The organism is Stenotrophomonas bentonitica (genome assembly GCF_002887735.1).
Lineage (GTDB): Bacteria > Pseudomonadota > Gammaproteobacteria > Xanthomonadales > Xanthomonadaceae > Stenotrophomonas > Stenotrophomonas bentonitica_A.
Map to the genome: position 1 here is coordinate 183,675 of NZ_PKQP01000001.1, position 20,150 is coordinate 203,824.

Here is a 20,150-nt window from a genome sequence, read left to right on the forward strand (position 1 = left end):
AGGCATCGCTGCCTGGCCGTTCGTCTGTCAGGTGACCGTGCCGATCAGGCAATGGCTTCCTGGTAACGACGCTCGACTTCATTCCAGTCGACGACGTTGAAGAACGCGCCGATGTATTCCGGGCGACGGTTCTGATACTTCAGGTAGTACGCGTGTTCCCACACGTCCAGGGCCAGGATCGGCGTGTTGCCGTCCATCAGCGGGCTGTCCTGGTTGGCGCTGCTTTCCACCACGACCTTCTTGTCCGGGGTGACGCTCAGCCAGGCCCAGCCGCTGCCGAAGCGGGTCAGCGCGGCCTTGGTGAAGGCCTCTTTGAACTTCTCGACACCGCCCAGCTGCGAATCGATCGCCTTGGCGACGTCACCGACCGGAGCGCCGCCGCCGTTGGGCGACATCACGGTCCAGAACAGGGTGTGGTTGGCATGGCCGCCGCCGTTGTTGCGCACGACGCCCTGCAGGTTTTCCGGCAGCGACTTGGTCTTCTTGACCAGCTCTTCCACCGGCAGGTCGGCGTATTCGGTGCCTTCCAACGCAGCGTTGACGTTGTTGATGTACGTCTGGTGATGCTTGGTGTGGTGGATTTCCATCGTCGCTGCGTCGATATGCGGCTCGAGCGCGTCGTAGGCGTAGGACAGCTTGGGGAGGGTATAGGCCATGTGGTTCTCCTGGTAGCTCACTCACCCGGCAAAGACCGGGCGTTGCGGAGTCGATGATGGGGATGGCCGACAAGCTTACCAAGGGCGATGTAAAGGAAACTTCGTCCTGCGTGGTCGATGGCGTGTCGGGCGCGTTACGCGACAGTGACGGTGTACACCGCTGTGGCGCAGGCCCCGCGGTGCAGCATGCCTGTTCGGCTGGGCCTCACCGTGCCGGGCGGTGATCGCAGTAGAGTAGTGGCCTCGCCCCTTTTCGCTGGCCCCTCATGCGCAAGCCGCTGTTGTTGTTGATCGCCATCGTGCTGCTGGTGGGAGGCCTGGCCGCCATCAAGCTGGCCCAGCGCCCGCCCGCGCCGCAGTTTGCGCCATCGCTGACCCAGCCCGACAGCGCGCCGGCCGCCCCTGCACCGACGGCATCGAGCCGGACGACGCGCGATCCCCTGCCCCCGTTCCTGCCGGCCGAAGCGCGCGACACCATCGCGCTGATCCAGCGTGGCGGCCCGTTCCCGCACCGCCAGGACGGCAGCATCTTCAGCAACCGCGAACAGCGGCTGCCGCAGCGGCCGCGCGGCTATTACCACGAATACACGGTAGACACGCCCGGCGCAGGCAATCGCGGCGCACGGCGCATTGTCACCGGCGGCACCCCCCCTACTGGCTGGTTCTATACCGATGATCACTATGAAACGTTCCGCAGTTTCGACGTTCCACCTGCCGGGAGCTGGCAATGACGCATGACGGATTCGAGTTGGGCCTGCACGACATCAACAACGCCGGTATCTATGCGATCGGCAACGATGATGTCGCCCCGTTGTCGGCGGCGATGCGCGATGCCGGCCTGCGTGTGATCCAGATCGACCTGGCCGGCTGCCAGGACAAGCGCACCTTGCTGATGCGGCTGGCCGCCCGCCTGGACTTCCCGACCGGCTTCGGCGGCAACTGGGATGCACTGACCGACAACCTGCGTGACCTGGCGTGGCTGCCGGCCAACGGCTATGCGCTGTTCTTCAACGACGCCGATGCGCTGCGCAGCGAGGCGTGCGCGGAGTTCGACACGCTGCTGGATGTGCTGGACGAAGCCAGCCGCTACTGGGGCGAGAGCAACGTGCCGTTCTGGGCGTTCGTCGCGCTGCAGGACGCGGACGTGGAACCGGACGCGGACCCCGCACCGTAACGCCCAGCATCCGGTAGAGCCACGCCATGCGTGGCTGCGAGGCGCCGTGACACCCGGCCGAAACCCAGCCACGCATGGCGTGACTCTACCCGCCGCCGAGGCCGCGCCTCATCGGCTGCCGTTGTCTTCCTGCAGTTCCTTCTTGAACGGGATGTCCGGCGGCGGACGCGCGATGGCTGGCTGGTCCTGCATGTTCGGATCGCTCAAGCCACAGCCCCCGCCGAACTGCAGCACGGAGATCACGCAGGAAATCGACGAGCTCGTGCCAGGGATCGGAATCTCCACCGCCTTGATGCCCTTGCGGACCCATTCGGCCAGCAACGATTCGTTGGGCGCCCAGTACTTGTCGAACGAGGTCGGGGTGTAGTCGTACGGCGGGCGCTTGAGCCAGGTGCCGGACTGCGCGATGCGCTCTTTGCTCCAGCCATCTTTCTCGCCGCCCGGTGCGCCGCGCTCGCTGTTGCCGTGACCCTCCTGGCCGGGCACGCGCACACTGCCATCGGCCTTGAACAGACTGCTGCCATTGCCCTGGGTCGCACTGACGGCACGGCCGTTGAGATCGGCGTCCTGCGGATGATTGGCCGCGCCCCAGTCATCGGACCGGTTGGGCGTGGCCCAGCTGCCGGGCGGTGCCTTGGATGGGCTCGCCGGGGCGCGGGTCGCGGTCGGCGACGTGGACGTGCTGGCGGCCGTGCTGGCATTGGCGGCCGCCGGCGCCGTCGTCGTACTGCTCGCCGCGGCCGGTGATGGCGGTGCCGGACGCGGTGCGGCGTTGGGCACCGCGCGTTCGCGCACGGCGACCTCAGGCGATCGGCCCGGTACGGCCACCTCGCGCGTGGGCAGCGTGGCCACGTTCACCGCCGGCGCGGTCACCGGCCGGATCTCGCGTTCGCGCACCTGCACCTCACGTTGCGGCATGGTCGCCTCCACCCGGGGCCCGGCAATGGCCACGGTGGGGGTCGGGGCTTCGACCACCGTGACCTGCCGCTCCTGCACGGTCAGCTCGGGCGTGCGCAATTGCGGTTCGGCCGTGCGCGGGGCCGGCACGGTGGTACGCGGCGTCGGCGCTTCCACCGTGACCACGGTGCGCTCACGCACCGCGATGTCCTGCGGCTCGCGCGTCATCACCCGCACTTCGGTGCGCGGCACGCTGGTCGGCGGCACCACGAAATCGGTCGTGGCCTGGGCCACCTCGGTCGCCTGGACGGGCTGCTCCACCGCCGGCGTCGCGGGCGCCGGTGGCGCCGGTTGTGGCTCGCTTGGCGGCGCCGGCGCCGCGGTCGGCTGCGGGGCCGATGCTGTGCGCGCATCCGCCTCGGCCTGCGCCATCGCCTGCGCATTGGCCATTGCCGCAGCGATCGCCGCGTCCGCCGTGGCCGGCTCGGCAGCGGCCGGTGACGCCCCTTGCTCCTGCTGCGGGGTGCCGCGGCCGACGAACTCCACCTGCACGCGCCCGCTCTCGCCGCCCTGTTCGGGCTCGCTTGGCGGGCGGATCAAGGCCACCCACAGCAACAACAGCGCGAACATCAGATGCAGCAGCGCGCTGATCAGCGCAGAGGTCCAGCGCATCCAGCGCTGATCGCGCGGGGCCGGGTCCCAGCCCTGCCAGAGCAGCCGGCGCATCGCCTGGATGAAACTCAGTTCGGGCAGGCGCCCACCAGCGGGCATCGGCTCACGCTGGGCCAGCTCGGCAAGTACTTCGCTGGCCCGGAACGGCCGCGGCAATGGCGACAACGCGCGCAGCCACAGGCCCCACCCATAAGGGAGGCCCGTGGTTTTTTCGAGAATGCGCTTGTCCGGCTGGCGAGCCAGCAGCCAATCGAGGATGTCGTCAGCCCGGCGCAGTGGCACGCAGCGCGATCAGGCAGCCGTGCCGCGGGGAATGTACGGCGCGTCGCCACTCTCGTGGTCGGTCGCGTCGCGCACCGCAGTGATGCCGGGCACACGTCCCATCAAGGTCTTTTCGATCCCCTGCTTGAGCGTGACGTCGGCCATGCCGCAGCCCTGGCAGCCACCGCCGAAGCGCAGCAGCACCACGCCCTCGGCCGAGACTTCCTGCACTGCGACCTTGCCGCCATGCGAGGCCAGCTGCGGATTGACTTCGTTCTCCACCACCCAGCGCACCCGCTCGACCAGGGAAGAACCTTCCGTCGGCGCCTCGCCCTTGATCTTCGGCGCCTTGATGGTCAGCTGCTGGCTGCCGGTGGCGTTGGTGACGAAATCGATCTCGGCGCCATCAAGCCAGGCCACGCTGGTAGCGGCCACGTAGAGGGTGAAGCCATCGCAGTCCACCGCCCACTCATCACCGAGCAGCTCGCCGGGATCGGCGAACTCCAGGCGGGCATCGGCGCGCGGGGTACCCGCATCGACGGCGGTAAGGCGCACACCCATGCCGGGCACGGCCTCACGCTCGATCAGCTTGCGGAAATAGGATTGGGCAGTGTCGGATATCTGGATCATCGGGCTATTCTAGCCAATCCCTTGTTATGCGCTCATTCGGTTTATACACCGGACCGCGCATTGTTCAGTCATCCAGATGTGGAGGAACCCATGGCCGACCTGATTCCGCTGGCGCAGGCCCATTGCGTGCCGCGCAAAGGCAGCGACCACAAGCTCGGCACCGCCCGGGTCACCGAGCTGCTGGCCCAGATTCCCGGATGGGAGCTGGCCGAGGCCGGCCAGGCGCTGACCCGCACCTTCCGCTTCGACAACTACCACGGCACCATGGCCTTCGTGAACGCCCTGGCCTGGGTTGCCCATCGCGAAGACCACCACCCGGACCTGGGCGTGCATTACGACCGCGCCGTGGTGCGATTCTCCACCCATGATGTGGGTGGCCTGAGCGAAAACGACTTCATCTGCGCGGCGAAAGCCTCGGCCCTGACGGAGTAAGCCCATGAAACTGCAGTACATCGTGCTGTCCAGCCTTGCCGTGGCGGCCTTGGCCGGCTGCAACAAGACGCCCGAACAACCGGCCGCCCCGGTCGCTGCGCCCACCGAGGTCGCCGCGGTCAAGACGCCACCGCCGGAGTACCCCATCGAACTGGCCTGCCAGGGGATCGGCGGCACCAGTACGTTCAAGGTCACCATCGCCGCCGACGGCCAGCCCAGCCAGGTCCAGCTCGCCAGTGGCAGCGGCAACGCCCAGCTCGACGAGCAGGCGCAGAAGGCGGTCCAGGCCTGGCAGTTCAAGGCGGGCACCCGTGCCGGGCAGACGGTCTCGACCACGATCCAGGTCCCGGTCAGCTTCAATCCGCCGCAGCCCAAGCCGGACGAGTGCTTCGCGATCGAAGAACGGCTGCGTCGCGGCGGCTGATCGCCGCAGGGTGTTGAGGTCAGCCGCCGCAAACCGCGCATCATGGATCGTCAAGGCGCCCGTCGGATCGACACGTCGCCACGCGCCCGGTGAACACCGCCCCCACGGAGCTCCGCATTTCAGCGGCCCAGTGGGGAGGTGGGTACCGCACGGCGCACTTTTCTCGTACAAGGACGCGTTGGCGGATGCCTGATATTTCCAGTGAAAACGTATGGATCGCCCTGGCGGTCACCCTGGCCGCCGGCCTGGCCACCGCGCTGGGCAGCCTGATGGTGCTGTTCTCGCGGCGCCCCAACCCGCGCCTGCTGGCGTTCGGGTTGGCGTTTGCCGGTGGCGCGATGGTCTTCGTCTCGCTGACGGAGATCCTCAACAAGGCCATCGATTCATTCACCCAGGCCTATGACGCCCGACTGGGCTTCGCCTACGGCACCGCGGCCTTCCTGGTCGGCGTGCTGCTGATCGTGGTGATCGACCACCTGATCCCGAACCCGCACGAGAGCCTGGACAAGCAGGACCCGCTGTTCCGCGACAACAACAAGGCCTACATCAAGCGGGTCGGCCTGTTGACCGCCGTGGCGATCACCGCGCACAACTTCCCCGAGGGGCTGGCGACGTTCTTCGCCACCCTGGAGAGCCCCTCGGTCGGCATGCCGCTGGCCTTCGCCATCGCCATCCACAACATCCCCGAGGGCATCGCGATCGCGGTGCCGGTGTATTTCGCCACCCAGAACAAGTTCTATGCGTTCGGCGCCAGCCTGCTCTCCGGGCTCGCCGAGCCGATCGGTGCGGCGATCGGCTATGTCGCCCTGTCCGGGGTGCTCAACCATGCCACCTTCGGCTGGGTGTTCGGGATCATCTCGGGCGTGATGGTGTTCCTGGCCCTGGACGAACTGCTGCCGGCGGCCAAGCGCTACGCCAAGGGCCACGAGACCGTGTACGGCCTGGTGGCCGGCATGGGCAGCCTGGCGATCAGCCTGGTGCTGTTCAAGTGGTGATGCCGGGGGCTCTATCCCGGCAACTCCGGGCCCTTTCAACCGGGTAACGTCGGCGCAGGGTCCCGCCGCCCGGTAGTGCCGGCCGCTGGCCGGCGTTTCCCGACGTCGGATGTCGATCGACACCGTAGCGGCCGGCACTACCCTTGTCGGTCGGCCTTATTTGAGCCGGTTCAACACCTCGACCAGCTCCTCGGCCAGCGGCGCATTGATCAGATAAGGGGTCTTGCCCGCATCCAGCGCGAACTCCAGCGAGGCCGCGTGCAGGAACAGGCGTTTCAGACCGATCTGCTCACGAAGCCGCTTGTTGACGTCCGGATCGCCGTATTTGTCGTCACCGGCCACCGGATGACCCAGATGCTGGGCATGCACGCGGATCTGGTGGGTCCGGCCGGTTTCGATCCGCACTTCGCAGTACGAATGGCCGCCCTTGCGCTCCAGCACCTTGAAGTGGCTGATCGACTTCTTGCCGATCGGATTGACCTGCACGTGGCGCTCGCCACCCTGGCGCAGGCCCACGTGCAGCGGGGCGTCCACGGTCATGGTGCCATCGGGCATGCGGCCGGCCAGCAGCGTCAGGTAGCGCTTGCGGATGCCGGCGCCGTGGTCTTCACGCAGCAGCGCCTGCAGCTCGCTCAGGGCCGAGCGCTTCTTGGCCACGATCAGCAGGCCGGAGGTATCCCGGTCCAAGCGATGGACCAGCTCCAGGGTCTTGCCCGGCCGCAGTGCGCGCAGGGTCTCGATGGCGCCGAAACTGATGCCGCTGCCGCCGTGACTGGCCACGCCCGACGGCTTGTTCAGCGCCAGCAGCCGATCGTCTTCGAACACGATGGCATCTTCCAGCCGCTTCATGAACGCGGCCGGCGGGCCAGCCTTGTCGCCCTCTTCGTTGAGACGGACGGGCGGCACCCGGACTTCGTCGCCGCCCTCCAGCTTGCGCTCGGCCTTGGCGCGGCCGCCATTGACGCGGACCTGGCCACTTCGCACGAGCTTGTAGATCAGGCTGCGCGGTGCACCCTTGAGCTGGCCGAGCAGGAAGTTGTCCAGGCGTTGCCCGGCACGGTCGGCCGGAACAGTGATGATACGTACGCTGGTCATGGCTTCAGCGGCTTTGGGGGTGGGCTCGGTAACGGTCATTGGCCTTTTATTCTGTTACACTCGGCGGGCGAGATAAGGGATTGATTTCGTTGGAAGTTGCTCTGGGCCAGAAGCCCGACTTCCCGCGATTCCGGCACAGTGCGCAGCCACCGCCCCCGGGGCGGCCATGTTAGCGGCTCACCGGCGGTCCCGGCCATCGCCGGATGTCTGACACACATTCGCGCTGAACATGTCCCTGTGGCGCTCCAGCCTGGCTGAAAGCTGCCTCCGGCCCAGTTACACCCAAACCAAAACAAATGAAGCGCTCCCGCGGCCTGCCGTGGTGTCGTAGCGCTGGAAACCCAAACCGCCCTCCCCGCGCATGCGCGATGGGCGGTGAAGCGTGACCAGAAGCGAAACCCCATGGCGTTCCGCGCGGTAGCAGCGCGCGAGGAACGCAAGAATGAAGCGAATGCTGATCAATGCCACGCAGGCTGAAGAGCTGCGGGTAGCCATCGTGGATGGCCAGACGCTGTACGACATCGACATCGAACAGCCGTCCAAGGAACAGAAGAAGTCGAACATCTACAAAGGCCGCATCACGCGCCTTGAGCCTTCACTGGAAGCGGCCTTCGTCGAGTACGGCGGTGAGCGCCATGGCTTCCTGCCGCTGAAGGAAATCTCCCGCGATTACTTCCAGGCTGGCGTCGACCACAACAAGGCCGGCATCCGCGAGCTGCTGCGTGAAGGCCAGGAAGTCGTGGTCCAGGTGGACAAGGAAGAGCGCGGCAACAAGGGCGCTGCCCTGACCACGTTCATCTCGCTGGCTGGCCGCTACATGGTCCTGATGCCGAACTCGCCGAGCGCCGGTGGCGTCTCGCGTCGCATCGAGGGCGAAGACCGTGCCGCGCTGAAAGACGCGCTGGACAAGCTGAACATCCCCGACGACATGGGCGTGATCATCCGCACCGCCGGCGTCGGCCGCGATGCCGAAGAGCTGCAGTGGGATCTGGATTACCTGCTGCAGGTCTGGAAGTCGATCGCCGAAGCGGCGCTGACCAAGCCGGCCTCGTTCCTGATCTACCAGGAATCGCGCCTGATCGTGCGCGCCCTGCGTGACTACCTGCGCGCCGATGTCGGCGAGATCCTGGTGGACACCGAGGAGCTGTACGAGACCGCCCAGGAGTTCATGCAGCAGGTGATGCCGCAGACCCTGCGCAAGCTCAAGCATTACAAGGACGACATCCCGCTGTTCAACCGCTTCCAGATCGAATCGCAGATCGAAGGCGCGTATGAACGCAACGTCCGCCTGCCGTCCGGCGGCTCGATCGTGGTCGACCAGACCGAAGCGCTGACCGCCATCGACGTGAACTCCTCGCGCGCCACCAAGGGCAGCGACATCGAGGACACCGCCTTCCAGACCAACCTGGAAGCGGCTGAAGAAGTGGCCCGCCAGCTGCGCCTGCGCGACCTGGGCGGCCTGGTGGTCATCGATTTCATCGACATGGCCTCCAACAAGCACCAGCGCGAAGTCGAGAACCGCCTGCAGAACGCGCTCAAGTACGACCGTGCGCGCGTGCAGCTGGGCCGCATTTCGCGCTTCGGCCTGATGGAAATGAGCCGCCAGCGCCTGCGCCCGAGCCTGGGCGAATCCAGCCAGATCGTCTGCCCGCGTTGCGATGGCCATGGCCGCATGCGCAGCGTCGAGTCGCTGTCGCTGTCCATCATCCGCGTGGCGGAAGAGCATGCGATGAAGGAGAACACCGGGCAGGTGCTGGTCCAGGCCCCGGTCGAGATCGCCAATTACCTGCTCAACGAAAAGCGCAGCGCGCTGCGTGAGATCGAACAGCGCCATGACGCGCCGATCGTGATCGTGGCCGATGAGCAGCTGCACACCCCGCACTACGAAGTGACCCGCCTGCGCGAGAACGAGCTGGGCGAAGAGAGCGGCAAGCCGAGCTACCAGCGCGGCACCCCGCGCAAGCTGCCGGTGCATGCCCTGACCAAGGCCCAGCTGAACATCCCGGTCGCCCCGGTGGTGACCCAGGTCAAGCACAGCCAGCCGGCCCCGGTGCGTGAAGCCCCGGAACCGGTGGCCGCACCGGCCCCGGTCGCCGCCCCCGTGGCCGCCCCGGCCGCCACCGGTGTGGTGGGTTGGCTCAAGCGCATCTTCGGTGGCGAACCGGCCCCGGCCGCCGCACCGCAGCCGAGCAGCCGCCCGGGCCAGGACGGCAGCCGCAACGGTCGCAACAAGGACCGCAACGGCAAGGACCGTAACGGCCGCCGCGATGAGCGTGGCGAACGTGGCGGTAACGGCAATGCGCAGGCGCAGGGCCGTGGCAAGGACCGTGGTGAGCGTGGCGAGCGCGGCCCGAAGGGCGAGCGTCGTGACGAGCGCCGCCAGGACACCGCCGCACCGGCCAATGGCAACGCAGCACAGGTGCAGGCGCCCAGCCAGGGCAAGCCGCGCAACGAGCAGCAGCCGGCCAAGCCGCGCAATGAAGCGCGCAATGACCAGCAGCAGCCGAAGCTGAAGCAGAAGCAGGGCCAGAACGGCCAGGCCAAGCCCCAGCAGAATGACGGCGACAAGCCGGCCGTTAGCGAAAAGCCCGCGCGCCAGCCGCAGGCTGATGCACCCAAGCCGACCACCGCTGCCCCGGTCGCCGCCGATGCCGCGGTGATCGCCGCCGCTGCCGTGGTCGCCACCGATGCTGCTGCATCGGCTGCCCACGCGCAGGAGGCGACCAAGGCCGTTGTGGCCGAGGACGCGCAGGCTGCAGTGAGCGAGGCCACCGAACAGGGTGACGTCCCGGCCAACGCCGAAGACGGTACCGGCGAAGGCGCTTCGCGTCGTCGTCGTGGTCGTCGCGGTGGCCGTCGTCGTCGTCGTGGCAACGGTGAGCAGGCTGCCGGCAGCGATGGCCTCAATGGTGACGAGAACGGTCTGGATGACGAGGGCGACGATCAGGATGGCGATCAGGACGGCGACACCGCCGCCCCGGCCGAGCGCCAGGTCGCCAACCATGGTCAGCCGCAGCCGGAGTTCGAGTTCGACGACGAATCCGGCAACGCGCCGGCCGCCGCCCCTGCCCCGGTCCAGGCCCCGCGCCCGGCGCCGGCTGCCGCTGTCGCTGCTGCCGCTCCGGTGGCGGTGGTCAGCAGCCCGGTCGTGACGGCGGGCCACACCGAGCCGACTCCGGCGCCGGTGGCAGCACCGGTCGCCGAAAAGGCACCGACCCCGGTCGTTGAAAAGGCCGCTGCCCCGGCAGCCGAACCGGTCGCCGAGAAGGCCCCGGCCTCCTACAACGACCCGGTGCCGTTCGTGGAAAGCCCGAAGCCGACCCCGGCCGCTGCGCAGCCGGCTGCACCGGTGGAAGTACCGCGTGTGGTTGAACCGGTGGCTGCTCCGGCGGCTCCGGCTCCGGTGGCTGCTCCGGCGGCTCCGGCTCCGGTGGCTGCTCCGGCAGCTCCGGCCCCGGTCGCTGCTCCGGCGGCTCCGGCCCCGGTGGCTGCTCCGGCAGCTCCGCCTCCGGTCGCTGCTCCGTCGGCCCCGGTCGTCGAGACCGCCCCGGAAGAAGTGAAGGAGCCGACCGCCGCGCCGGTGCAGACCAGCATGCTGGATGCCGTCGATGCGACCCAGGCCCCGGCACAGCCGGCAGCGCCGCAGCCCCGCACCGAATCGGCCCCGGCCGGCCCGGTCGTGCATAACGGCCAGCTGTTCGGTGCGACCGCCAGCGAAGCCCCGGCCACCACCAATGCCGCCGAACAGGCCGCCCAGGCCGAGGCCCGCGAGGACATCCCCACCGATGCCCCGCAGGCCGACGAAGGCGACAAGGCTGACCAGGAAAAGAAAGACACGCTCTGATCCTGGGTGAGTGACGCAACAAGCAGACAGCGGCCTTCGGGCCGCTGTCTGCGTTTGGGCGGTTGGATGGCGGAGCCAGCGGCGCGGGTCAGGCAATCATGATGGCGGCGTTGAGCGTACCCACGCATGGCGTGGATCTACACAGGCCATGGGATGCAGCAAGGGTAGATCCACGCCATGCGTGGATCCCGGATCGGTCGCATCAAGGGCAGATCCACGTCATCCGTGGAGGCAGCGGTAGCGCGCTACACCATCACCGACGACGCGGCGCGCGCCTCAGGGCGTCGTCGCGCCGGCGTTGCCGGTACCCGGCGCGAACTGCAGCCGGGTCCACACGCCGTAGTGATCCGAGGCCCAGCGGCCATCGGCGTACGGCTGATCGAACAGGAGCTTCGCTTCGCGGGCAAGCAGGCGATCCTGCTGGAAGAAGATATGGTCGATGCGCGATGGCGCATCGTAGTAATGGCGGTTGAGCGTGCTGACCTGGGCCAGCTCGTTGTTGACGTGCACGCTGCCGTAGCTGTCGCCGTAGTGATTGCGCAGCTCGCTCAGGTCACCTGCATCCACCAGCGCGTTGAAGTCCCCGGCCACGACCACCGGCGCATCCCCTGCGGTCTGCGCGATGAACGTCAGCAGATCGGCCACCTGCTCGCCGCGGATGCGGCTGCCCACCTCGTCCGAGCGCTCGTTCAAGTGCGTGGCATAGACATTGACCGGCCGACCGTCCACATCGATGCGCAGATGCGCCACGGTGCGGTAGTCGTTGATCGGTGCCAGCAGGTGGTCGTTGCGCGTCAGTACCGGGCGCCGGGTCAGCAGTGCATTGCCATAGCGCTTGAAACGCCCCGGCGGATCGGTGGAAACGAACTGGTACTCATAGCCCAGCTTGCGCGCCAGCCACGCGGCCTGGTTGCGCACATGGGGCTTCTGGATCACCTCCTGCAACGCGATCGCATCGGGCTGCAGGGTCTGCAGCTCACGCAGGATCACCTGGCGGCGGGCCGGCCAGTTTTCGCGGTCGTGGTGCAGGTTGAAGGTGACCATGGTCATCTCCTGCGTGGCCCCTGCCCCGTTGGCCTGCGCCATCGCGACCACCGGCGCGAACGCCAGCACGGCGGCCAGCAGGCCGCGCCTCAACTTCGTCATCTGCCGCATTACAGTGCCTTGCGTTCCGCCCGGCGTACCGATGCCGGAATTTCGATCTCGACTTTGGCCGGCACCTGCATCACCCGCAGCTCGCCGCCCACCCATTGCGCTGGCTCACCGTTGATGGTGGTGGCGCCCGGCTCGCCGCTGTACGGCCATGGCAACACCACCCCACCGGCGGGCGGAATCAGGCCGGCCGACACGGTCAGGGTGAGCTGCTTGTCATTGCGGACCAGTGCGTAGTTGAGCTGACCGTTCGGCGTGCGCAGGCCCTGCACGCCGACGCCCTTGCCTTCCAGCCAACGCGACGGCACCCCGGCGGCCAGCACCAGGCTGTCGTCGATGTCGCGGCTGTAGGCGAACATGTCCAGCGCGGAGCGCACGAAGTCCGAGGCCACCCAGGCGTGTGGCAGGTCGCCCAGGAAGAACGGCTTGCGCGGCGTGCGCGAGACCACTTCGGCCCACTGGTTCCAGGGCTGCGGCGCGCGGTCCTTGAAGAAAAACTCGGTCGCCTGCCAGGCGCGGTCGCGCCAGCCCAGGCGCACGAACGCAGCCACGTTGCGCCACTCGTACGGGGTGTAGTCCTTCCACTCGCGCTTGCCATCACGACGCGCTTCGAACTCGCTCCAGTAGCGCTCGAAGGTGTTGTTCAAGTACGGCTGCGGCAGGCGCCCCTGCTCACCGGCCGGGGCCAGTGCGATGGTGGTCGAGGTCGCGTCGAAATCGCCCAGCTCGGCCGAACCGGGCAGGTAGTCGATGCTGTGCTGCGCGGTCGCTGCCAGCAACGAGGCCTGCAGGTCGTCACGGAACTGATCGCGCGACTCGCTGATCTGCATTGCCTCGGCCTTGCCCAGGGTGCTGGCGATGATCGCGGCATCCTTGTAGCCACGCAGCGCCCAGAAGTTGTCCCAGTAGGAATGCATCGGCTTGGCCGAATAGCCTTCGTGGCTGATCGATACCGGCATCATTCCGTAGAAGGCCGGGTTGCGGGCGCGGTTCTCCTCGGTGCGCTCGCTCAGGCGCAGCTGCTCCATGTACTGGTAGGCGCCCTGCACGTGCGGCCACATCACTTCCAGGAAGGTGGTGTCGCCGGTGTAGCGCCAGTATTCGGCGATGTTGAAGATCAGCTCGCCGTGGCTGTCGTTCTCCGGCACCGGATCGCTGCCGCGCGAGTCCACGCAGCACGGCACCTTGCCGTTGTCGAACTGGTACGGCGCGTACCAGTTCACGTACTGGCGCACCGCATCACTACGGCCCATGCGCAGCAGGCCCTCGGAAATCATCGCGCCGTCGCGGATCCAGCTGCGCGAGTACGAGCGCGTGCCCGGCTGGATGCTCGGCCCGATCCGCGAGATCAGCATGTGCGCCAGCGCGGTGCGCAGGGTATCGGCCAGCGGCTTGCCGGCGGCCGGTACCTGCAGCGTCACCTGGTCCAGCTTGGTCCGCCACATCGAGGCGACCTGCTGTTGCGCCTTGGCGGCATCAAAGGCCTTGGGCATCGTCCAGTTGCCGGTCTGCGGCAGCACGATGGCGACCTCCCGGCTCTGGCCGGGCTCCAGTTTCCAGCGGTACAACAGCGCGCCGGAGGCCAGGCCGGTGCCGTCCTTCACTTCGGTGGTGCCCGGCAGCTTGCCGCTGGCCAGGTGGACCACGTCCAGCTTGCTGTCGAAGGCGGTGGCGAAGGCCGCATCCGGCGCCTGCGCCGGATACAGGCGCGGCTTGCCGTTGACGTCCACATGGGTCGGGTCGACCGACAGGTTGTCGATCCGGCTCACACCGCCAACGGTGTTGAGGAACTGGGTCGGCGGATTGACCTGCCACGGGCGCACCGCCAGGGCCAGGGTGTACTCGTGGGCGACCTTGTCCGGGTTGCGCAGGGTGTAACGCCCGACCAGCTGCGCATTGTCCGGCGTGCCCTGCACGAAGCCGGTGACCTGCAGGCCGGCCTTGTCGTGGGTCCAGCCGACATTGGCGATCGGCAGGTAATCATCCTGCAGCGACTGGCTCGTCTTGACGTCGGCCCAGCTCAGCAGCTTGTTGTCCACCAGCACGAACGGCTCTACGCTGAAGCTGGACTTGGCCACTTCCAGCGCACCGTCTTCGCCGATCAGGGCCTGTTCGCGACCGCCATCCAGGCCCAGCAGCGTCCAGTACGGCTGTTCACCGGTGAAGCCACGCGGCACCGAACCGCGCGGCAGGTCGGCGCCCACCGAGCGGACGAAATCATTCGGGGTATCGGCGAACTCGAGCGGCTTGAGCGTGATGTCACGGATGCCGTAGCGCCAGCTCGGGCCGCCCTTGAGGTCGAAGCGCAGATAGCGCGCCTCGGTATCCGGCAGCGCCAGCCAGTCGCGGCCACCGCCGCCGGCGGTCACCTCGCGGCGCGTGTCCCAGCTGCGCCCGTCGGCCGAGGAGCGCACTTCATACCGCGTGGCCTCCAGTCCGGGCAGCCACTCGATCACCGCCCCGCCGAACTCACGCACCTTGTGCAGGTCCAGGGTGATGGTCTGCTCGGCCACGCCGCCGCTGATCCAGACCGTGTCCGGCTTGCCATCGACGATGCGGTTCTGCAGCGCGGTGGCGGTATCGGCGATCACCGACGGGCTCAGTGAAGAGGTATCGGCCGCCGGCAGTCCCTGCAGCGTGAGCCGGTCGAAACAGACCGTGCCCTTGCCGCCGACCTTGCTGTAGATGGTGAACTCGATCGCGGCGCTGCGCTTGAGCGTCGGGTCCGTTTCCGGCCCCCAGGCCTTGTCGATCTGGCGCTTGCGGTACTGCACCGGCGTCCAGGCCTTGGGGAAGGCATAGCCGGGCCGGTTGACCCACCAGACGTTGTCGCCGCTGGTGTCGATCAGCTTGAACTGCAGATCGTTGGCCGGGGAGTCACCGCGCAGCTGGAAGCCGAACTGGTAGTTCTCCGGGTACTGGATGCCCAGCTCGCGGCGGATGCCGACGTAGCCGGACACGTTGTGGAAGTCGTAGTCCAGGCAGAGCGCGCGCCCGCCGCCGTTGCCGGCGACGCTGCGCAGCGAGCCGCTGACCTGGTCGGAGACGACCAGCTTCCAAGGCGTCATGTCGTCGAAGCTGTCCAGCACCTTGGGTGCGGGCAGCACCGGCGTCGCCGGCGGTGCGGCCGAGGCCGCCAGTGACCAGACCAGACCCAGACCCACCGCGACGACGGCATGCTTCACCCTTTGACACTCCCCAGCAACAGACCTTGGATGTAATAACGCTGCAATGCCAGGAACAGCAGCAGCACCGGAACCACCGTGACCACCGCGCCGGCCATCATCATCTCAACATCCATGATGTGCTCGCGCGAGAGCGTGGCCAGGGCCACCGGGAGAGTGTAGTGCTCCTGGTCGGTCAACACGATCAAGGGCCACATGAAATCGTTCCACGCGGCCATGAAGGTGAAGATCGACAGCGTCACCAGCACCGGCTTGAGCATCGGCAGCACGATCTGGAAGAAGATCCGCAGCTCCCCTGCCCCGTCTATCCGGGCCGCTTCAAGCAGCTCATCCGGGATCGAACGGGCGTACTGGCGGACCAGGAAGATGCCGAACACGGTCGCCAGCGCCGGCACGATCACGCCGCCGAAGTTGTTGACCAGGCCCAGCTGCTTCATCAGCAGGAACAGCGGCAGCATCGCCACCTGCGCCGGGATCACCAGCGCGGCCAGCAGCAGCTGGAAGATGCGCTCACGGCCGGCGAAGCGCAGCTTGGCGAAGGCATAGCCGGCCATGGTGTTGAGCAGCAGCGAGCCGAAGGTGATCGCCAGCGACACCAGCAGGCTGTTGACGAAGTTGTTGGCCATGCCGGTACGGGCGAACAACTCATGGTAGTTCGCGGTCGTCAGCGACGAGGGCAGCAGCGGCGGCGGGAAATGCGCCGCCTCGCCGGTCGGCATGAACGACACCGACAGCATCCACAACAGCGGCGCCAGGCTCAGCGCGGCCAGCACCAGCAGGCCACCATTGACCCACCAGGCGTGCCAGCGCGATTGACCGATTTCACGACTCATACCAACTGCCTCTTGCGGCCGAAACGCAGCATGATGCTGGTCACGCCCAGGATGATCAGGAACAGCAGGAACGCCACCGCGGAGGCGCGGCCCAGGTTCCACCACTTGAAGCCTTCTTCAAACATGAAGTACAGCACGCTGACGGTGCTCTGCAGTGGGTCGCCACGGGTCATCACGTAGGGCTCGGCGAACAGCTGGAAATAGCCGGACACGGTGATCACGCCGACCACCAGCAGCACCGGGCCGAGCATCGGCAGGGTGATGTGCAGGAACTGCTTCCAGCGCGAGGCGCCGTCGATCCGGGCCGCCTCGTACAGGTCATGCGGGATCGCCTGCAGGCCGGCCAGGAAGATCACCATGTTGTAGCCGAAGTTCTTCCACACCGCGAACAGCATGATGGTCGGCATCGCCCAGTTCGGGTCGCCCAGCCAGTCGATCGGGCTGATGCCCAGGTGGCCCAGGCCGTAGTTCACCAGGCCGTAGCTGGTGTGGAACAGGTAGCGCCAGATCACCGCCACCGCCACCAGGGTGGTCACCACCGGGGCGAACAGTGCGGTGCGGAACAGCGCCTTGAAGCGCGCGGCCGGGGCGTTGAGCAGGATCGCCGCGCCCAGCGACACCGCGATCGACATCGGTACACCGACGATCACGAAGTAGGTGGTGTTCCACAGCGACTTCCAGAACATCGGGGTCTGCAGCAGGTCGATGTAGTTGCCCAGCCCGACGAAGCGCAGGTTCTCGCCGTCGGCCAGTGCGTACAGATCGAAATCGGTGATGCTCAGGGCCAGTGCCGAGAACACCGGCAGGCCGAAGAACACCGCGATGACCAGGATGGCCGGGCCGGCGAACATCCAGCCGGCAAGCGAACGCTGCTTCATGGCGCCGCCTCCGTGGCGACCGCGCTGGAGTGCTGCTTGTCGCTCACCCCGGAGGCGTCGCGCCGGTGCTGCTCATGCATCCAACGGCGTTTGGCGAGGACCTTGTCCACGCGTTTGTCCAGTTCTTTCACTGCCACGTCCTGATCCATGCCACCACGCACCACCTGTTCGGTGATGATCCGCATTTCCTGCACGATGCGCTCCCACTCCAGCACCTTCGGCGTGGGCTTGACCCGCTCGAGCTGGTCGCGGAAGGGCCGCGCCAACGGGTCGTTGGCCAGCGAGGGGTAATCCCAGGTGCTGCGCCGGGGCGGGAGGTCACCAATGATCGAATGGAAGCGTTCCTGGATCGCCGGGCGCGACAGGAACTCGATCAGCTTCCACGACGCTTCCTTCTGCTGCGAGGAGCGGAAGATCACCAGGCTGGTTCCACCGGCGATGCCGGCGCCGGGGCCGTCCGGGCCCGGCAGCGCAGCGGTGCCCCACTGCCCTTCCAGCGCCTTGGGCTGCAGCTTCTTGAACTCGCGGATGTTCCAGGGGCCGGACACGTAGAACACGTTGAAGCCACGGAAGAATTCATCCCAGACGTTGGAGATCTGCGTCTCGGACATGCGCGGGGCCCAGCCCTGCGCGAACATGTTCTCGTAGAAGCCCAGCGTCCTGCGGAAGCCGGGGCTGCTGAAGTTGCCGCGGGTATCGTCATCCCGCAGCAGCGGGTCCGGCTGCTGCAGGGCGAAGGACAGCTGCTGCTCGAACTCGTTGATCGGCATCAACACTGCATAGCGGTTCGCGCCCTGCATCTTCTTGATCGCCGCCATCATCGCGTTCCACTCGTCCCAGGTGCGCGGCGGATGGTCATAACCGGCCTTGGCGAGCATGTCCTTGCGGTAATACAGCAGGCGGGTATCGACGTACCACGGCACGCCGACCAGCTCGTCATGGATGACGTTGGTATCCCAGATGCCCTGGAAGTAATCGGCCGGGTCCACGACCTTGGACTGCGCCACGTAGGGCTGCAGCGGGGTCAGGGTATTGAGCTCGGCGAATTCGGGAATCCAGGTATTGCCCAGCTGGCACACATCCGGCAGGCCGTCGGCCGCGAACGCGGTCAACAGCTTTTCATGCGCGGCCGTCCACGGGATGTTCTGCACATCCACATGGATACCCGGGTTTTCCGCCTCGAACTCACGGATCAGGCCGGTGACGACTTCGGCCTCGCGGCCCATCGCCCAGAAACGCACGGTCACGCCTTCCGGTTCTTTTCGGCAGGCACTCAACAACAGGCTGCCGACCAGCAGCAGCAACAGACTCAACCCCAGCTTCGGGCGCGACGACGATGGCACTGCTTACTTCCCCTGCTGCTGGTTGCGGTTCGAATTGGAATTGTTCTTCTGTTCCTGGGCGGCTGCCGCACGCGATTCGGCGATGCCGACCGAGCGGGCCGAGGCCGCCTTTTCATCTTTCTGCAGTTCCATCGGCTGGTCCTCGCCTTCCGGCGTCAGCCAGCCACCGCTGAAGCCGGCGCGCTCCAGACCCTTGCGGATATGCGCGTTCTTCTTCATCACGTTCCAGACGAAATCGTTCCGGTAGTTGGCGATCATCGTCAGGATCGGGCCCTGGTCGATGCCGATGTAATCGCTGGCCACCCAGCCGCGATCCGGGACCAGGCGACCGGTCTTGATCGGGATGTCGTAGTTGAAGCTCGGGTTGAACGAATCCAGGAACCCGTAGCTGGAGTAGATGTAATCGCCATAGCGCTTGTGCATCTCCACCGCGGCCGGGATCACTTCTTCCGGGGCGAACACGATCGAGGAGATCGCGGCGGTCGGTGCGATGGTGCCGTCATCGAAATTCTCGCGCAGGCCCGCGCCGCGCGAGGAGTAATGGCGGAACTGGCGCTGCTCGCCGCGGTATTCCTGGGTGGTGTTCTGCGGGCCGTCGCTGGCGGTCAGGCCCCACACGTTCTGGCCGTAATCCTTCCAGTTCATCGGGTTGGCGATCGCGTATTCGCGCTGCGCCAAGGCGGCCGAGCGGCTGTTGAGGAAGTAGGTGCTGCCCCGCTCGCGCATGTAGGCATCCTGGATGTCGCGGAAGTCCACCCAAACATGCGTGTACTGGTGGCCGAACAGCGGGCCGAAGGACAGGTATTCCTGGCCCTGGTAGACGCCCCAGTCGTTGTCGTAGGTGCGCGTCCAGACCGTCCAGGCGTCCGGGCTGACCGGGTGGGTCGGCGAGCCGAGCGCGAGGATGTAGACCATCATCGCCTCGTTGTAGCCCATCCAGTCGTGATCGATGAAGCCGCTCTCCGGGAACCAGCCCATCGAGATCAGCGGTGCGCGCTGCTGCAGCCAGGGCCAGTCCACGCGCTTGTAGAGCGTGTCGGCGATCTCGCGGATCTCTTTCTCGCGCGCGTCGTCACCGTCGTAATAGGACTGTGCGAACAGCACGCCCATCATCAGCAGCGCGGTATCCACGCTGGAGAGCTCCACCCAGCTGTCGTAGCGGCGGCCTTCCTGCATGTCCAGGAAGTGGTAGTAGAAGCCCTTGTAACCGGCCTTGCCGGTGCGCTGTGGGCCCATCGGCAGGTCGCGAAAATACTTCAGCGTCAGCAGGGTGCGGTCGATCGCCTGGGTGCGGCTGACCCAGCCGTTCTCGATGCCGATCGGATACGCGGTCAGCGCATAGCCCACCGAGGCGATGCTCGCGAACGGGCGCGACGGGTAACGGTCCGGGCTGAGCCCGTTGACCTCATTGGTGGTATCCCAGAAGAACTGGAAGGTGCGGCGCTCGATATCGTCGAACAGCGGCGGCAGTTCCGGCTTCATCGGCCGCGGCGGCACATCCGCCTCGACCAGGATCACGGGCGGCTTGGGCTTGGCCGGCTCCTGCTGGGCCTGCGGCTGACAGGCAACGGCGGCGACGCTGATCGCCGCAGCGGTCAACAGGTGGCGTGCCTGCATGGGCCAACTCCTTCTACGGTGTTCGTGACTGGGAAGCATAACGTCCAATGACCTGAAATCGT

The 20,150-nt window shown here is 66.9% G+C and carries 16 protein-coding genes; 6 read left to right on the forward strand and 10 right to left on the reverse strand.

The genetic code is table 11. The annotated features are described in order from the left end of the window. Positions 1–44 precede the first annotated feature (44 nt). Positions 45–656, reverse strand: coding sequence for a superoxide dismutase (locus tag C0R07_RS00845; protein ID WP_019182895.1), 612 nt, complete (start codon positions 654–656; stop codon positions 45–47). Positions 657–922: 266 nt separating this feature from the next. Between C0R07_RS00845 and C0R07_RS00850 the strand changes: the two genes are divergently transcribed. Together C0R07_RS00850 and C0R07_RS00855 are read left to right on the forward strand one after the other, a co-directional pair. Then, a complete protein-coding gene (locus tag C0R07_RS00850) occupies positions 923–1,387 on the forward strand; it encodes a ribonuclease domain-containing protein (RefSeq protein WP_070470349.1) in 465 nt (154 codons plus the stop codon). Next, positions 1,384–1,830, forward strand: a complete 447-nt coding sequence (locus tag C0R07_RS00855; RefSeq protein ID WP_102788013.1) for a barstar family protein — start codon at positions 1,384–1,386, stop codon at positions 1,828–1,830. Before C0R07_RS00850 ends, C0R07_RS00855 begins: the two co-directional genes overlap by 4 nt. A 108-nt stretch (positions 1,831–1,938) precedes the next feature. Here C0R07_RS00855 and C0R07_RS00860 read toward each other — a convergent pair whose 3' ends face one another. Then, the gene (locus C0R07_RS00860; protein WP_102788014.1) at positions 1,939–3,681 is read right to left on the reverse strand and encodes a hypothetical protein; all 1,743 of its coding nucleotides are present in this window, start codon (positions 3,679–3,681) and stop codon (positions 1,939–1,941) included. A gap of 9 nt (positions 3,682–3,690) precedes the next feature. Next, positions 3,691–4,290, reverse strand: coding sequence for an NfuA family Fe-S biogenesis protein (locus C0R07_RS00865; RefSeq protein ID WP_019182890.1), 600 nt, complete (start codon positions 4,288–4,290; stop codon positions 3,691–3,693). Between the two features lie 90 nt (positions 4,291–4,380). Between C0R07_RS00865 and C0R07_RS00870 the strand changes: the two genes are divergently transcribed. From C0R07_RS00870 to zupT, 3 genes are all read left to right on the forward strand, one after another. Continuing rightward, positions 4,381–4,722, forward strand: coding sequence for a 4a-hydroxytetrahydrobiopterin dehydratase (locus C0R07_RS00870; RefSeq protein WP_019182889.1), 342 nt, complete (start codon positions 4,381–4,383; stop codon positions 4,720–4,722). Positions 4,723–4,726: 4 nt separating this feature from the next. Further along, a complete protein-coding gene (locus C0R07_RS00875) occupies positions 4,727–5,146 on the forward strand; it encodes an energy transducer TonB (RefSeq protein ID WP_019182888.1) in 420 nt (139 codons plus the stop codon). A 185-nt stretch (positions 5,147–5,331) separates the two neighbouring features. Further along, positions 5,332–6,141 (forward strand): zinc transporter ZupT, encoded by an 810-nt coding sequence (zupT, locus tag C0R07_RS00880; protein WP_019182887.1) that lies wholly within the window; start codon positions 5,332–5,334, stop codon positions 6,139–6,141. Positions 6,142–6,297: 156 nt separating this feature from the next. On the opposite strand, the gene C0R07_RS00885 is transcribed toward zupT, so the two are convergent. After that, positions 6,298–7,275 (reverse strand): RluA family pseudouridine synthase, encoded by a 978-nt coding sequence (locus C0R07_RS00885; protein WP_428991883.1) that lies wholly within the window; start codon positions 7,273–7,275, stop codon positions 6,298–6,300. A gap of 403 nt (positions 7,276–7,678) precedes the next feature. On the opposite strand from C0R07_RS00885, the gene C0R07_RS00890 reads away from it, so the two are divergent. Beyond that, positions 7,679–11,080 carry an Rne/Rng family ribonuclease gene (locus tag C0R07_RS00890; protein ID WP_102788016.1) on the forward strand — a complete coding sequence of 1,134 codons (3,402 nt, stop codon included), beginning with the start codon at positions 7,679–7,681 and terminating at the stop codon, positions 11,078–11,080. 276 nt (positions 11,081–11,356) lie between these two features. Here the strand turns inward: C0R07_RS00890 and C0R07_RS00895 are convergent, their stop codons facing one another. From C0R07_RS00895 to C0R07_RS00920, 6 genes are read right to left on the reverse strand one after another with little or no spacing between them, the layout of a single operon-like run. Then, positions 11,357–12,226, reverse strand: coding sequence for an endonuclease/exonuclease/phosphatase family protein (locus C0R07_RS00895; RefSeq protein WP_390330457.1), 870 nt, complete (start codon positions 12,224–12,226; stop codon positions 11,357–11,359). Positions 12,227–12,234: 8 nt separating this feature from the next. Further along, positions 12,235–15,417, reverse strand: a complete 3,183-nt coding sequence (locus C0R07_RS00900) for a discoidin domain-containing protein (protein ID WP_102788017.1) — start codon at positions 15,415–15,417, stop codon at positions 12,235–12,237. After that, entirely contained in the window at positions 15,414–16,250 is an 837-nt protein-coding gene (locus tag C0R07_RS00905; protein ID WP_102788018.1) for a carbohydrate ABC transporter permease, read from the reverse strand. The genes C0R07_RS00900 and C0R07_RS00905 overlap by 4 nt, the downstream gene beginning before the upstream one ends. After that, positions 16,247–17,128 (reverse strand): carbohydrate ABC transporter permease, encoded by an 882-nt coding sequence (locus C0R07_RS00910; protein WP_019182881.1) that lies wholly within the window; start codon positions 17,126–17,128, stop codon positions 16,247–16,249. Before C0R07_RS00910 ends, C0R07_RS00905 begins: the two co-directional genes overlap by 4 nt. Beyond that, positions 17,125–18,441: a sugar ABC transporter substrate-binding protein gene (locus tag C0R07_RS00915; protein ID WP_254427751.1), complete on the reverse strand. Its 1,317-nt coding sequence runs from the start codon at positions 18,439–18,441 to the stop codon at positions 17,125–17,127. The genes C0R07_RS00910 and C0R07_RS00915 overlap by 4 nt, the downstream gene beginning before the upstream one ends. A 33-nt stretch (positions 18,442–18,474) precedes the next feature. Continuing rightward, positions 18,475–20,088, reverse strand: coding sequence for a glucoamylase family protein (locus C0R07_RS00920; protein WP_019182879.1), 1,614 nt, complete (start codon positions 20,086–20,088; stop codon positions 18,475–18,477). Positions 20,089–20,150: the final 62 nt, after the last annotated feature.

Coding starts and splice junctions, on each gene's coding strand:
- C0R07_RS00875 (WP_019182888.1), top strand. CDS start 4,727: ATGAAACTGCAGTACATCGTGCTGTCCAGCCTTGCCGTGGCGGCCTTG.
- C0R07_RS00855 (WP_102788013.1), top strand. CDS start 1,384: ATGACGCATGACGGATTCGAGTTGGGCCTGCACGACATCAACAACGCC.
- C0R07_RS00895 (WP_390330457.1), bottom strand. CDS start 12,226: ATGACGAAGTTGAGGCGCGGCCTGCTGGCCGCCGTGCTGGCGTTCGCG.
- C0R07_RS00885 (WP_428991883.1), bottom strand. CDS start 7,275: ATGACCGTTACCGAGCCCACCCCCAAAGCCGCTGAAGCCATGACCAGC.
- C0R07_RS00910 (WP_019182881.1), bottom strand. CDS start 17,128: ATGAAGCAGCGTTCGCTTGCCGGCTGGATGTTCGCCGGCCCGGCCATC.
- C0R07_RS00905 (WP_102788018.1), bottom strand. CDS start 16,250: ATGAGTCGTGAAATCGGTCAATCGCGCTGGCACGCCTGGTGGGTCAAT.
- C0R07_RS00845 (WP_019182895.1), bottom strand. CDS start 656: ATGGCCTATACCCTCCCCAAGCTGTCCTACGCCTACGACGCGCTCGAG.
- C0R07_RS00870 (WP_019182889.1), top strand. CDS start 4,381: ATGGCCGACCTGATTCCGCTGGCGCAGGCCCATTGCGTGCCGCGCAAA.
- C0R07_RS00850 (WP_070470349.1), top strand. CDS start 923: ATGCGCAAGCCGCTGTTGTTGTTGATCGCCATCGTGCTGCTGGTGGGA.
- C0R07_RS00865 (WP_019182890.1), bottom strand. CDS start 4,290: ATGATCCAGATATCCGACACTGCCCAATCCTATTTCCGCAAGCTGATC.
- C0R07_RS00890 (WP_102788016.1), top strand. CDS start 7,679: ATGAAGCGAATGCTGATCAATGCCACGCAGGCTGAAGAGCTGCGGGTA.
- C0R07_RS00920 (WP_019182879.1), bottom strand. CDS start 20,088: ATGCAGGCACGCCACCTGTTGACCGCTGCGGCGATCAGCGTCGCCGCC.
- zupT (WP_019182887.1), top strand. CDS start 5,332: ATGCCTGATATTTCCAGTGAAAACGTATGGATCGCCCTGGCGGTCACC.